General features: G+C 49.6%; 10 protein-coding genes. 2 read left to right on the top strand and 8 right to left on the bottom strand.

Annotation, left to right across the window (positions count from 1 at the left end; translation table 11 throughout):
* Window positions 1-60: 60 nt before the first annotated feature.
* The 6 genes from cmk to gyrA are packed head-to-tail and all read right to left on the bottom strand — an operon-like array spanning window position 61 to window position 8,859.
* Window positions 61-735, bottom strand: coding sequence for a (d)CMP kinase (cmk, locus tag DUW71_RS14905; protein ID WP_119396068.1), 675 nt, complete (start codon window positions 733-735; stop codon window positions 61-63).
* The gene (locus DUW71_RS14900; protein ID WP_119396067.1) at window positions 732-2,930 is read right to left on the bottom strand and encodes a prephenate dehydrogenase/arogenate dehydrogenase family protein; all 2,199 of its coding nucleotides are present in this window, start codon (window positions 2,928-2,930) and stop codon (window positions 732-734) included. The genes cmk and DUW71_RS14900 overlap by 4 nt, the downstream gene beginning before the upstream one ends.
* A complete protein-coding gene (gene hisC, locus DUW71_RS14895; RefSeq protein WP_119396066.1) occupies window positions 2,927-4,027 on the bottom strand; it encodes a histidinol-phosphate transaminase in 1,101 nt (366 codons plus the stop codon). Before hisC ends, DUW71_RS14900 begins: the two co-directional genes overlap by 4 nt.
* Window positions 4,028-4,034: 7 nt before the next feature.
* Complete coding sequence (gene pheA, locus DUW71_RS14890) at window positions 4,035-5,147, bottom strand: prephenate dehydratase (protein WP_119396065.1); 1,113 nt, start codon at window positions 5,145-5,147, stop codon at window positions 4,035-4,037.
* The gene (gene serC / locus DUW71_RS14885; RefSeq protein WP_119396064.1) at window positions 5,144-6,220 is read right to left on the bottom strand and encodes a 3-phosphoserine/phosphohydroxythreonine transaminase; all 1,077 of its coding nucleotides are present in this window, start codon (window positions 6,218-6,220) and stop codon (window positions 5,144-5,146) included. Before serC ends, pheA begins: the two co-directional genes overlap by 4 nt.
* 2 nt (window positions 6,221-6,222) lie before the next feature.
* Complete coding sequence (gene gyrA, locus DUW71_RS14880) at window positions 6,223-8,859, bottom strand: DNA gyrase subunit A (protein ID WP_119396063.1); 2,637 nt, start codon at window positions 8,857-8,859, stop codon at window positions 6,223-6,225.
* A gap of 298 nt (window positions 8,860-9,157) precedes the next feature.
* Between gyrA and DUW71_RS14875 the strand changes: the two genes are divergently transcribed.
* Window positions 9,158-9,805, top strand: coding sequence for a rhomboid family intramembrane serine protease (locus DUW71_RS14875; protein WP_119396062.1), 648 nt, complete (start codon window positions 9,158-9,160; stop codon window positions 9,803-9,805).
* A 197-nt stretch (window positions 9,806-10,002) separates the two neighbouring features.
* Here the strand turns inward: DUW71_RS14875 and DUW71_RS14870 are convergent, their stop codons facing one another.
* Both DUW71_RS14870 and DUW71_RS14865 read right to left on the bottom strand, forming a co-directional pair.
* Entirely contained in the window at window positions 10,003-11,268 is a 1,266-nt protein-coding gene (locus DUW71_RS14870) for a metallopeptidase TldD-related protein (RefSeq protein WP_119396061.1), read from the bottom strand.
* Window positions 11,268-12,626, bottom strand: a complete 1,359-nt coding sequence (locus DUW71_RS14865) for a TldD/PmbA family protein (RefSeq protein ID WP_119396060.1) — start codon at window positions 12,624-12,626, stop codon at window positions 11,268-11,270. Before DUW71_RS14865 ends, DUW71_RS14870 begins: the two co-directional genes overlap by 1 nt.
* Before the next feature lie 203 nt (window positions 12,627-12,829).
* On the opposite strand from DUW71_RS14865, the gene DUW71_RS14860 reads away from it, so the two are divergent.
* The gene (locus tag DUW71_RS14860) at window positions 12,830-13,294 is read left to right on the top strand and encodes a hypothetical protein (RefSeq protein WP_119396059.1); all 465 of its coding nucleotides are present in this window, start codon (window positions 12,830-12,832) and stop codon (window positions 13,292-13,294) included.
* The last annotated feature ends 21 nt before the right edge of the window (window positions 13,295-13,315 follow it).

Here is a 13,315-nt window from a genome sequence, read left to right as displayed (position 1 = left end):
GTTGACCGGCAGCAAAAAAAGCGCCGTGCAACCTAGCGACTTGAAACGCGAAAATATGGCTTATTTAATCAACCCTTTTTCAATAAGCAAGCGCTCAACGCGTTGAATCACTTCGTCGATGCTAAGCTTGGAAGAATCAATCTCAATGGCATCCGCAGCCGGTTTCAGCGGCGCAACAGTGCGATTCATATCGCGATCATCGCGCGCTTTTATGTCGGCGAGAATGGTTTCATAGTCGACCTTTTCACCTTGTTCTTTTAGCTGTAGCACACGGCGCTTGGCACGCTCTTCGGCACTGGCCGTTAAGTAAACTTTAGCTGGCGCATCAGGGAACACCACAGTGCCCATATCACGACCATCAGCAACTAAACCTTGCTCGGCAGCAAAGTCTCTCTGGCGCTGTAATAACGCATCCCGAACCGATGGTAATTTTGCCACTCTTGATGCAAGAGCAGCCACTTTTTCGGTGCGAATGGTAGCAGTGACATCAACCTGCTCTAGCAGTACGCGTGTTGATCCTTCGGTCTGGTCAAACTCCACATCTAGATTGCGCGCCACTTCGGCAACGGCTGGCTCGTCTTCTAGGTCAATGTCTTTACGGTCACAAGCCAAACCGGTGAGACGATATAGCGCACCCGAGTCGAGCAGCATCCAGCCGGTATCGAGCGCGATACGAGCTGCAATAGTGCCTTTACCAGAGCCACTAGGACCGTCGATGGTTAATACTGGTTTCATACCGTTTCCTCTCTTATGTGCACACCAAACTGGCTCCAATTCGGCCACTCTGGGTACAAGCCCGACAAGTCTCCGGGCTCAGTGATCTCGACCAACTGGTCATTACGACATTGCAGCAACATGAGCGCAATGGTCAATACGGGATCGTTTTGGGCTGATATCACACCGCCACTCAACTCACCACCTTGCACACTCAACACATCACCATGTAATTCTGTTTGTATACCTAACTTTGCCAGTGCTGTCATTAAACCCGTTAGCCGGTCTGACAGGTTATCGCGCAACACAGCTACGCCAGCTATCGTTGTTTCGCGCTGAGCATGGGCAGCTAAAGCAATCAGTAACGGCAACTCATGCACCATGCTTGCGGCCTCGAACTCCGCTACATGCGTACTACTCAGCTCGCTGGCGCGCACGGTGATATTAGCCGTTGGTTCTGGGCCAAATAACTTGCCTGGCGAGACCTGCAGTAGCGCACCCATGCGCTGTAATACGTTAAATAATGCTGAGCGCGTTGGATTCATACTAATATTGTGCAGCTGCACTTCGCTGCCTGGCGTTAATATTGCTAAGGCAGCAAAGAAGCCAGCCAGCAGTGTGTCACCTGGGATTTGGCATTTTTTCGCTTGCAACGGTTCACCACCGCCGGCGACCTGTACATGACCAATGCTGCTCACAACACCTGCCCCCATATAGGCTAGCCAACGCTCCATGTGATCTGGAGTATTAGGCAAATGGCGAATACTGGTTACACCTTTCGCCTGCAGTGCCGCAAGCATCAGCGGCCCTCGCTCCAAGCCACCACCACTACCTGCTTGCACTGTGGCACTGTGCAACGAATTGCGGCCATGGACGGTAACGGGCGCACTATAGCGCGGGCCAAGCTCAATATGGGCATTCATTTGCTTCAATGGTGCCACCATAGGCATCAAAGACAACTGCTCTAGCCGCTTACTAGCGGTCAAGCGCGCGGTAAAGGGTTGCGACACCAGCAGCCCAGTTAACAGGCGCAGGCTAGTGGAAGACTCGGCCACATAAATATCACCGCTAGGCTCAGTAAACCCTTCACTGCCAACGCCCTTGACTCGAGTAATATGATCATCTTGATGAATTTCAACACCGAGTTCTTGCAGAGCTTGCGTCGTCGCTAGCACACTTTCATTTTGCGCCAGCGAGTCAAATTGTGATTCGCCATCTGCCAGTGCGGCGAGAATCAACGCATGGTGACTGGTCACTCTATCGCCAGTGGGATAGAGATCACCGGCTAGCGCTTTTTCTATGGCTAGCGTTACCCGCAACCTTGGACCACTGGTTCGGTCCAATGCCCGCTGGGTTAGAATACGAGCAAACTGGTTACGTGCTGTTCTAGCTCGCTGAAATACATCAATCATATAATCGCCATTTTCGGCGGCGATTGCTTGTTTGAGCGTATTTAGATCATTACTAAAGCGATCCAACACGGCTAATGTGGCAGCCTTGTTGGCGACAAATATATCACGCCACATTACAGGGTCGGAGGCGGCAATTCGGGTAAAGTCTCGAAAGCCCCCGGCGGCATGATGAAACACATCATGGTTATCGGGCGCTTTGGCAAGCGTATCAACCAGGCTGAAGGCTAATAAATGTGGTACATGACTGGTCGCGGCTAACACTTCATCATGGCGCTGCACTGGCATTTCCACTACGTGCGCATGACAGCCTTCCCATAGATTTCGAACCTGTTCGATCGACTCGGGCAAGCTTTGCGATAACGGCGTTAAGATCACATTGTGCTTAGCAAACAAGTCGGGTTTGGCAGCGGTGACGCCACTCTTTTCAGCGCCAGCGATTGGGTGGCCAGGCACAACATAAGGCAAGCGGTGTGGAATTTGCTCACGCACACAGAGATCAAATTCGCGTTTTACCGAGCCAACGTCGGTAATCACACAATGCTCGGGCAGATAAGACTCAATTTCAGCCAATACTTTTCGAACCGCTAATACAGGAACGGCCAGCATTAGCACATCAGCTTGCGGGGCAAGTTCGGCCAGACGACCACCACGGTCAATGATGCCGCGATCCAGTGCGATATCGATCGATTCCGCATGCGCATCATAACCAAGCACTTCGCGTGCTCGACCACTGCGCCGAACTGCCAACGCAAATGATGCACCAATCAGCCCTAATCCCACGACAAGGACAGACGGTGCACTCATTCGCTTAACACCGCCTCAAGCGCATCTAAAAAGCGCTGATTTTCGGACTCTAAGCCTATAGTGACGCGCAAGTACTCTGGCATACCATAACCAGCCACCGGGCGAGTAATCACACCCTTCTCTAGTAGCTTCTGATAGACCAAAGCAGCATCACCCACATGCACGCAAAGGAAATTACCGACTGAGTCGATAAACGGACGGTTTAAACTTTGCAAGCCTCGACGAACTTGTGCTAAACCGGCACTATTGAGCTCACGACTGCGAACCACATGTTCTTCATCTAATACCGCGGCCTGCGCTGCTGCCAGTGCAACCGAATTGCAGTTAAACGGCTGGCGAACACGATTTAGCATGTCGGCAACCTCAGGATGCGAAATGCCATAGCCAATTCGCAAACCCGCTAAGCCATGAATCTTCGAAAACGTGCGGGTAACAATGACATTGTCGTAGCGTTTGGCTAGTTTCAACCCATTAGGATAATTTTCTTGCTCAACATACTCATAATAAGCTTCGTCTAGCACCACGATGACGTGACTAGGGACAAGCTTTAAAAAAGCTTTTAACTCACCTTTCGATAACCAAGTACCGGTTGGGTTGTTAGGATTGGCAATAAAGATGACCGACGTTTTATCTGTGATCAGCTGTGCCATCGCATCCAAGTCATGGCCGTAGTTATCTGCTTTGGCAACACAGGCGGTCGCACCCACTGCAGCGGTCGCGATTGGGTAGACTGCAAACGCATGCTCAGAGAAAATTGCTTCTCGGCCCGGGCCTAAAAAAGCCCGCGCGACAAGATCTAATACGTCGTTAGAGCCATTACCTAAGGTAATCTGCGCTGGCGCCACATTATGTAGGTCGGCCAAAGTTGCTTTCAGCTGAAATCCAGAGCCGTCTGGATAGCGGCCTAAGTTCTGGCTTGCATCAGCAATGGCCGCGAGTGCCTTCTCGCTTGGACCCAGTGGGTTTTCGTTCGATGCAAGCTTGACGATATCAGTCAGCCCCAGCTCTCGCTGAAGCTCATCTTCTGGCTTGCCCGGTTGATAGGGTTGCAGGGTTTGCACCCCTGCAGTTGCCAATGCGCTAAAGTCGGTTGTCATACAATCCTCACAACACCGCTACTGGATAAGAGCCAAGCTCTTTTACATTTACCGCCAGCTTACCGAGTGCTTGCATGCACTTGCGTACTTCTGGCTGCTCAATGTGGCCAGCAAAGTCGATAAAGAATACATAAGCCCAAGTCCCGTTGGGGCTAGGTCGGGTTTCCACACGTGTCAGGTCAATATCATGCACATGGAAAGGTTGTAACAAGTGGAATAATGCACCGGGTTCATTGCGCATTTCAACAATGATCGATGTTTTATCTTTGCCGCTCGGGGCCACTTGATCTCGAGAAATAATTAAGAAACGCGTTGAGTTATCTGGGCGGTCTTCAATATTCTTTTGTAGAATTTCAAGATCGTAACGCTCAGCTGCGAGCGCTGAGCCAATCGCCGCACTGTTCCACTCTAATTTGACTCGCCGCGCTGCTTCAGAGTTGCTAGACACCGCAACTCGTTCGACGTTCGGGTAATACAAGTCGAGCCATTTACGGCATTGCGCCAAAGACTGTTGATGGCTATAAATTCGAGTAATGCCATCTGCCTTGGTGTTCTGACCAATCATCAAGTTCTGATGAATACGCAACTCAACTTCGCCGCAAATTTTCACACCAGCGCTTAGGAAGCTATCCAAGGTGTGATTCACCACGCCTTCGGTTGAGTTTTCGACCGGCACGACACCATATTGAGCCGCGCCTGCTTCGACTTCACGGAATACTTCATCGATGGCAATCATTGGCTTAGTGATCGCCCAGTCGCCAAAGTGCTTCATTGCTGCTTCTTGCGTGAAGGAACCTTCGGGCCCTAAAAACGCGACCGTTAATGGCTGCTCAAACGCCAGACAAGCTGACATTATTTGGCGAAATAAGCGAGCGACATCTTCGTTTGGCAGTGGCCCTTGGTTAAGGTCCATGATCTTCTGCAGCACTTGTGCTTCCCGCTCTGGACGGTAAAACACAACATCTTTCACGTTGCCACCCATAGCAGCGGTTTTCACTTGCGCGACTTCCAACGCGGCTTGTGCGCGTTGGCTAATTAAGTCTAGGAGTTGACGGTCGATGCCATCAATCTGATCGCGCAAGCCTAATAAGCGTTTGTCATACTCTTGTTGGTCACTCATGCGTATTTCTTCTCAAATGCGTGAATGAAATCAATTAACGCGTCAACACCCGCCTCAGGCATGGCGTTATAGATGGATGCGCGCATACCACCCACGCTGCGGTGTCCTTGCAGAGTTAACAACCCAGCATCTTCCGCTTGCGTTAAAAATGTGCTGTTCAGTGACTCATCGGCTAGAACGAAAGGCACGTTCATCCAAGAGCGAGACTCTGGCGCAATGGGATTGCTAAAAAAGTGCGAACCATCAATGGCTTGATAAAGTTTTTCAGCTTTGCGCTGGTTCACTTTTGCCATGGCATCCACACCACCTTGGCGTTTAAGCCATTTAAACACCAGACCGGCCAAATAAATCGAAAAGGTCGGAGGGGTATTGATCATCGAATCGTTTTTGGCAACTTCTGCAAAATCGAACACGTTAGGTAAGCCGTCGACCAAGCCCAGCAGGTCTTTGCGAATAATCATCACCACCAAGCCGCTTGGACCAATGTTCTTCTGGGCGCCAGCATAGATAATGCCAAACTTAGACACATCAATCGGGCGAGACAAAATTGTTGAGCTCATGTCGGCAATCAGCGGCACATCAACTTGCGGAATATAGTCAAACTCTACGCCACCAATGGTTTCGTTTGGGGTGTAGTGCAAGTAAGCGGCATTGTCACTCAGTTGGATTTCATCTTGACGCGGCGCGCGGGTAAAATTTTCATCTTCGGTTGACGCAGCCACATGAACCTGGCCGTATTTTTTGGCGGCGGCAATGGCTTTTTTCGACCACTGCCCAGTAATGAGGTAGTTACCAACCTTGCCATCGCTCAGCAAGTTCATTGGAATGGTGAAGAACTGCTGCGTTGCACCACCTTGCAAAAATAGCACTTCGTAGTCGTTAGGGATTCGCATTAAATCGCGCAAATCTTTAACCGCTTGTTCATAGACCTCAACAAAGGTATCGCCACGGTGCGATACCTCCATGATCGATGCACCTGAACCACGAAAATCTAGCAGTTCTTGTTGCGCTTGTTGTAATACTTCGGTCGGCAACATTGCCGGACCACTACAAAAGTTATAAGCACGAGCCACGATTATTCTTCCTCTTGTCCATCAACAGGCGGCTCATCGGCGCTATCTACTTGGCCGGCGTCATCCGTCGCGCCATCTACTTCGCCTTCAAGAACCGCATCTGCTTCTTCTTCTTCCACTTCAGCAATGCGCTCCACCTGCACTAGATGCTCACCTTCACCAACGCGGATTAATTTAACGCCTTGTGTATTACGCCCAGTGGTTGAGACCTCGTTAATTCGGGTACGAATCAGCGTACCTCTATTTGAAATCAACATAATTTCGTCGTTTTCGTTAACTTGCAACGCACCAACCAAAGCGCCATTGCGCTCATTGGTAATCATCGCTATCACACCTTGTGTACCACGCCCTTTAATTGGGAAGTCATTAATCACGGTGCGTTTGCCATAGCCATTTTCAGACGCCGTCAGGATGGCACCTTCAGGATCTGGAATAATTAACGAGATGACTTTGGCATCACCTGGCAGTGAAATACCCCTAACACCACGCGCCGTACGTCCCATGGCTCGCACATGCTCTTCACTAAAGCGCACGACTTTACCTTGGTCGGAGAACAACATGACGGTGCAGTTGCCATCCGTGATATTGGCACCAATTAGATGGTCACCTTCGTCGAGGCTCAAGGCAATTAAGCCGTTACTGCGTGGGCGTGAGAAGGCTTCCAGTGATGTCTTCTTAACGGTGCCATTCTGGGTTGCCATAAAGACAAACTTATCGGCGTCATAGTCACGCACTGGCAGCAGCTTGGTGATGCGCTCTTCTTCATCTAGTGGCAGCAAGTTAACAATTGGGCGGCCACGCGCTTGGCGAGAGGCAATTGGAATATCGTACACTTTTAGCCAGTATACTTTGCCGGCACTCGTGAAACACAGCAAGGTGTCATGCGATGAAGTACACACTAGATGCTCAATAAAGTCCTCATCTTTCATCGCTGTTGAGGAGCGACCACGACCACCACGCTTTTGCGCTTCATAGTCTGCTAGTGGCTGAGTCTTTGCGTAACCACCATGGCTGAGTGTCACAACCATTTGCTGTTCATCAATCAAGTCTTCGATTGAGAAGTCTTGACGGTTAGCAACAATTTCAGTGCGACGCACATCGCCAAACTCATCTTTTACTTCTGCTAGTTCTTCGCGAATAACTTCCATCAAACGCTCAACTGAGCCCAAGATTTTCAGCAGTTCGGCGATTTCATCGATGATATTTTTGTATTCATCGATTAACTTTTCGTGCTCTAAGCCAGTCAGTTTTTGCAGTTTCAAATCAAGAATGGCTTGCGCTTGATCCGGGCTTAGGTGATAGCGACCATCATGAATACCATATTGCTCTTCAAGATCATCTGGGCGACAAGCATCTGGGCCTGCTTTTTCTAGCATTGCCGTAACACCGCCTAGCTCCCACGAGGTGGCGATCAGTTTTTCTTTCGCTTCGGCACCATTGGCAGAGTTGCGAATCAATTCAATCACTGGGTCGATGTTTGCTAGGGCAACCGCTAACCCTTCCAATACATGGCCACGTTCACGCGCTTTGCGCAACTCGTATACCGAGCGGCGGGTGACCACTTCGCGGCGGTGGCGGATAAAGGCTTCAACAATTTCTTTTAGGTTCAACGTTCTTGGCTGGCCATCCACCAAGGCAACGTTATTGATGCCAAACACAGATTCCATCTGAGTCTGTGAATATAGGTTATTGAGAATAACGTCCGAGTTTTCGCCTCGTTTTAGCTCAATTGCAATGCGTAAACCATCTTTATCTGATTCATCACGCAACTCTGCTATGCCTTCGATTTTCTTCTCTTTTACCAAGTCAGCGATTTTCTCAATTAGCTTCGCTTTGTTCACTTGGTAAGGAATTTCAGTGACGATAATGGCTTCGCGGCCCGAGCGAGCTTCTTCAATATGCGTTCTGGCACGAACATAAATTCGACCACGCCCTGTGCGGTAGGCATCTACGATACCTTTACGGCCATAAATAAAGCCTGCTGTTGGGAAGTCGGGGCCAGGAATGTATTCCATTAATTGATCGACTTCCAAATCTGGGTTGTCGATCAACGCCAAGCAGCCGTCTACCACCTCTGTAAGGTTATGCGGTGGCATGTTTGTCGCCATACCAACGGCAATACCGGCTGAACCGTTGACGAGTAAGTTTGGAATACGAGTCGGCAACACCGTTGGCATCTGCTCAGAGCCATCATAGTTGTCGTGGAAATCAACCGTTTCTTTTTCTAGGTCTTTTAATAGTGCGTGCGAGAATTTCTCCATGCGCACTTCGGTATAACGCATTGCCGCTGCGTTGTCGCCATCAATTGAGCCAAAGTTACCCTGACCATCGACTAGCGTGTAACGCATGCTGAAGTCTTGCGCCATGCGAACAATGGTATCGTAGGCCGCAGTATCACCGTGCGGGTGGTATTTACCAATCACATCACCAACAACACGAGCCGACTTTTTGTAGGCTTTATTCCAGTCGTTACCCAACTCATGCATTGCATAAAGCACACGCCTGTGCACCGGCTTAAGGCCGTCGCGAACATCTGGCAGCGCCCGGCCCACAATTACACTCATAGCGTAATCGAGGTACGACTGTTTCAGTTCTTCTTCAATGTTGATCGGTAAAATTTCTTTGGCTAAATCACCCATAAACTCAGGCCATCCTTACATATGGTTGTGCTGCCTAGGGTAAGAGGTCAAGGCAACATCGAGCGGATCACTATAGCACTTTAAACGGCCGTGTGACACGCCTGTGGCACTTTTTATTTACCCTATTCCCAAGCCAACACCTCACCAGAGCGCCTGTAAGGCTTTCTGAGCGCTTTTGCTGGTTTTTTAGCCAGATCAACATAGTGAAAACTCGACAAGCCAAGCCCCTTTCCTTGCAGTTAAGCTGTCATTAGGGTTAATAGCGTAAGCTGTAGGCGCAAACATCATAGGAGCCACCATGCTAAGCCTTTTTAAAGTTCGCCCCGGTTATGTGCTCACGCCGATTATTATGTGGCTGTGTGTTGCTGCCTATCTGGTTGTCATCGCCTTCACTGGCAGTTTTATTTGGTTTAGCGCCTATGATTTGGCTCGACTTGGTGCCAACTATGGCCCAGCAGTGATTGAAGGCGGCCAATGGTGGCGATTGCTCAGCGCCATGTTTTTACACGGCGGTGCCATGCATATTTTCTTCAACCTTGTGGTACTGGCCAATATTGGCATGCTGCTTGAGCCCGTTATTGGTCGCTGGTTTTATGGTGCGATTTATTTAGTCACCGGCATTATCGCCAGCCTGGCGAGCATAGTGTTCAGCTATGGCGCCGTATCGGTTGGGGCTTCGGGGGCGATTTTTGGTCTCTATGGCTGCTTTTTAGGCTTATTGCTTGGCAAGTTTTTTAGCCCTGAAGCAACCAAACAAATGCTGCGAGGCACCCTGGCATTTATTGCCATAAACGTTGCGATTGGTTTTATGATTCCACAAATTGATAACGCAGCGCACCTTGGCGGCGCGATCAGCGGCTTTATTTTGGGGATAGTGATGATTCCAGTGGTGGCCTGGCGCCTGCGGCGCGCCACCCCACCACCAGACAGTGGAGACGGCTTATAGGTTTTACAAACCGCTAGGTTTGGGAAACGTTTTTGTCTCCCGAACCTCTGGTTCGTAAGACCTACGACGATTTGTAGTTTAATCCTTTTCTTGAGATCGGCGGTTTAATCCTCGTCTATTGCAACTAGATCCGCGTCCGGCCGACCCCGATAAAGGCACTCGGGGATGACGGATTCCTACCGAACGAGCATTCAAAGTTAAGAGAACCTCAATCCCTTAATTTGTAGCCATGGCACCTTGTAGCCACCAAAGTCTGTGACTTCGCTACTAATGGCAATGATGTCTTTTAGCATCTGCGCTACATTGCCGGTGATCATGGTCTCAGACAGCGCTTTTGTACGCTTGCCATCTTCAATCAAGAAGCTGTTTTTGATCACCCCAGAGAAGTCACCGTTAGGGGCTGGGCTCCCCATCGACAAACGGCTCACGACAGCACCACGTTGCACTGAGGCAATCATTTCCTGGCGCGATACGTCACCGGCATCAATCGACCAGCCACCTGGGGCGGCAACATAAGGTTTATTGAGCTTGCGGCTACCATAATAGCTTGGCAGCAGATGTTTTAACTTGCCGTTTTCAATCAAGTTGATTGGCTCAACCACAAACCCTTCGGCATTGATTGGTGAAACCCCTGCACCTGCGAGGTTGGCGCGCACCGATAACTTGTCACTGGCAACGAGTGAATCGACTGAGTTTTTATACACTGAGGCGTCGCTGAGTAGCGCGAAGTCGCCAATTTGGCCTGCTAGCCAGCCGAGCAAATCCATGACTGCCATGGGCATCAACACTACCTCACCTTCGAACTTATCGCCGACTAGTTCGGTTTGTGTCTCTTGCACACTGTTGGCCATCAGCGCTTCCAGGTCGAAATGCGCCACTAGATTCTCTGGCAATACGTCTACACTACCACCGGTGTAGTTGAACGAGCTGCTACCATGCTCATCTTTGCTTGAGCCCATAATACTGAACTCGTATTCACCAACATTCGATACTAACTCTGTGCCCTCACTCGTCAGCAGGGTCGTTTTGCTCAGCGAGTGTTTAATACTGGCTTCTTCAATCTGGAACGTTGGGTAGTTACTTGAGCGAAACGCCAAGAAATTTTTTGCCGCCAACGCCAATGCTTCACGATCCACTGTTTGTGGGCCTTTATTAAATACGCCGGTTTGGTTTGGCGCAACGGCGTTAGCAGGGTCTTGCGGTGACGTTTTCACATCTCGAACCATGCCATCAATCACATTCTTAATCGCATCGGTTTCTAAGCTTGAGACTGAGGCGGTGACCTTACGCTGGTCTTGAATGCCAAGTAACGATAACGCTTGGCTATTGGTGCTGCGCATTAGACTGACATGATTGTGCGCCACGCCTAGTTCGTTGACTTCATCTTCAGCAATGGTCACGCGCGCAGCATCAAAACCAGCATCGGTTAATTGTTTGAGTACATCTTTTGCTAACTGCTGCATTATTCGCCTCCTAGCTGGGCTTTGGCACGAATTGCTGGGCCACCCATCGACACAACCATAGGTTGTTTTTTGCCACAGTAACCAGCGTTCTCCCAATACATGTCGTCGGATACGGCATCCACCGTTTGCAACATTTTAATCGCTGAACCTGACATGGTGGTGTCTTTGATCGCTTTGCCTAGCTTGCCGTTCTTAATCTCGTAACCCAAGCCAACACCAAACATAAACTCGGTTGTGGTATCCGCTTGACCATTACTCGTTTTAAGCAAATAGTATCCGTCTTCCACATCAGCAATCATCTGCTCAATTTTATCCTTGCCTGGCAGAATTGCGGTATTGCGCATGCGGATTAGCGGTTCATCATCCGGTGCATAAGCACGAGCACTGCCGGTCGCCTCTTCACCAAAGTGAGCGGCCGTTTCACGGTTATGCATAAAGTCTTTGAGCATGCCATTTTCAATCAGGGTGGCATCTTTCGAAGGAGTGCCTTCGTCATCGGCATAAACTGGCATGAGCAGTTCTTCGCCGTTATAACTATGGGCAAAATCAACCATGGTCACGAGATCGCTTGCAATCTTTTGACCACGCAAGTCCCCTGTTACAGCCCCGCCCAACACAAGGTCAGCTTCACAAGGGTGCCCCATGGCTTCGTGCGCTAAAATTCCCGCCAACTCTGGTGCCATTACCACCGTTTGTAACCCACCTTTGGCATGCACGGCTTCTCGTTTGGCCATTAGGTGTTCATAGATCTTGTCAAGCTTAGCTTCAACCGTCGTCATCGACAGATCTAAATCGCCTAAGCCACCTTTGCCGCCAATGACTTCCGCAAGCTCGACAGGCTTACCATCGTCGTCTTGCACAGTCATAATCAAATAACCAAGGGCGCGCGAGATATTGTTGTACACCCGACTGCCGACAGAGTTTTGCACGTACTTATCGTGAAACTCATCCATGGCAACAATCGAAATCGACGCTAACTTGTCATAGCGACCTTTGGCGAAATCGTTAACAGTTTGCAGCCACTCGATCACTTGCTCAGACGACCAGTTTTGCTTGCCGCTAAAGCCATGTTCGCCAGTATAAGCAGCCGTTGGCAGTGTTTTTTCTTGCCCACCAAACACCTGCATCGCCTTAGCATTAGCAAATGCTTGATTACCGAGCGTTTGCGCGCCGATCGGGCGTGAGCTTGAGGCAAACCCCCAGTATCCACCTTGAAAAACTCGGGCCGACTCACCTACTTGATGAGTACTGTCATTGGCAACTAGGTTGCCATCAACCATAACCATGCGACGCTTGCGCATTTCATGCTGGCGAAACTCGTTATAGTCGCCTGCTTTTGAGAATGTGGCAAAGGACATGTCCTACTCCATTATTGGGTACAAAATTACCATACCAGCAATCGGTAGCGGCGCAACCAACTGTTCTGTATGCATTCAGGCGTGAGTACGTCGAAAAGATGACGCAAAGGTAATACCAATTGTTCGACAAATCGTCAGTTAGTGCTACTTTCATTATTGAAGCAACGAAGAAGTGCGTAAAATAACAACATTGGAGCAAGGTTATGAGCACAGAACTGGATTTACAGCGTATGGCTCGCGAACTAGCCATTGAGAGCAATCACTCCTTTTGGCAGCTTGCCGAAAACGACATTACCGACCAACAAAAGCGCGACCTGCTTTCTAGCGCTCTAGCCTCGGTTTATTTATGGACGGAAGCGGGCAACGAAGAGAATAAGTATTTGGCTTATATGGCCGCCGCGCGCGCCTTTGCCATCAATGAGGTGAGCAGTTTAGCCAAAGAATATGCCTGTAAGGCTTATGCATATTTTAAAGATTCAGATCAACTTTGGATCAGGGCTTTTAGCAATGCCATTTTAAGCCATGCGCTGTTACTTACTGGCCAGTCCGAAATGGCCGAGACCTACTACCAAGAAGCAGTTCAGCTTTCTTTGTCGTTATCAGAACAAGAAAAAATAATCTTCAGCTCTACCCTAGCAAAGATTCCCAATCCAGCTGTCGCAGCCTAGAATCCTTGGTCAAAAAAAAGC

Source organism: Salinibius halmophilus, assembly GCF_003577475.1.
GTDB lineage: Bacteria > Pseudomonadota > Gammaproteobacteria > Pseudomonadales > Natronospirillaceae > Salinibius > Salinibius halmophilus.
This window is presented reverse-complemented; position numbering and strand designations above follow the sequence as displayed.